The sequence below is a fragment of the Caballeronia sp. LZ003 genome (assembly GCF_031451465.1).
Classification (GTDB): Bacteria; Pseudomonadota; Gammaproteobacteria; order Burkholderiales; family Burkholderiaceae; genus Caballeronia.
The window spans coordinates 1-937 of record NZ_JARUXJ010000077.1 but is presented as its reverse complement, the minus strand read 5'-3'; the positions used below and the strand labels follow the sequence as shown (position 1 = coordinate 937).

At 60.4% G+C, this 937-nt stretch carries 2 protein-coding genes; one reads left to right on the top strand and one right to left on the bottom strand.

Features of this window, described 5'->3' with window-relative positions; genetic code table 11:
- On the bottom strand, positions 1-328 hold a 328-nt coding region (locus QCE79_RS39455; RefSeq protein ID WP_309851666.1), incomplete at its 3' end, for a GPO family capsid scaffolding protein.
- Positions 329-469: 141 nt separating this feature from the next.
- Here QCE79_RS39455 and QCE79_RS39450 point away from each other — a divergent pair.
- Positions 470-937, top strand: a 468-nt coding sequence (locus QCE79_RS39450) for a terminase gpP N-terminus-related DNA-binding protein (RefSeq protein ID WP_404989467.1), incomplete at its 3' end; no start/stop codon positions are given.

The window sequence follows — 937 nt, the reverse complement described above, 5'->3', positions numbered from 1 at the left end:
AGCCGCCAAAGTTCGTATCGATTTCGACGCTCGAATAGATTTTCTGACGGCTCTTCGCCATCGCTTTTAGATCGTCCGTCGGATCGATCTGCGCGAACAGCCCCAACTTGCCCTCCTCCACCGCTTCGGCCTTTAGTGCGCGAACATCGCCGAATGCACGGAACGGGCTATCGGGCGCCATGCCACGAATATGCTCGCAGAATACGCGCGCGCCGATCTTCGTTTTCGGGTCGTACGTGCTCGCCATGTCCTCAATCTGCTGACGCGTGATTTCGCGCCCGTCCGTCGTCGCGCCTTGCGTCGCCACGCGCTTCCAATTCAACGGCATCGTGTTTCCTCTCTGATCCAGTCCGGTGTCGTTGCATGGTGCGTGAGCCGCGAGCGCACTTCAATTCACTGCGTGGCGCGTGAGCCTCAGCACAAATTCGAGGGCTCACGCCTGCACGCTCGCGCGCGATACGCTCGGCACATGACCACCGCAAACCCGTTTTCCGCTTTCCCCGACCGATCACAAGTTGTCGAACTGGCCGTTCGCCGCGCCGCGCGCGACCTGTTCTGGTCGGGCTGGACGATCACGGCGATTGCCGAACACATCGGGCAAAAGCGCTCGACGGTCGAGACATGGAAGCAACGCGGGAAGTGGGAGCAGGCGACGCCCGTCGACAAGATCAGCGACGCGCTCGATCAGCGCATGCGTGTGCTCATCACCAAGGAGAACAAGGACCCGAAAGACTTTAAGGAGATCGATTTGCTCGGCCGCGAGATCGAGCGAATGTGCAAGATTCAGGCACGCAGCGCACGCGCTTCTGCTCAGGTCGGACATGAAGAAACCGCCGCGCCGCGATCACCGACACGCAGGTCCAAACGCAACGCGATGAGCGACGAGCAGCGCCAAAAGCTCATCGATGCCGTGAAGGATTGGCTAATCGGCCATCAA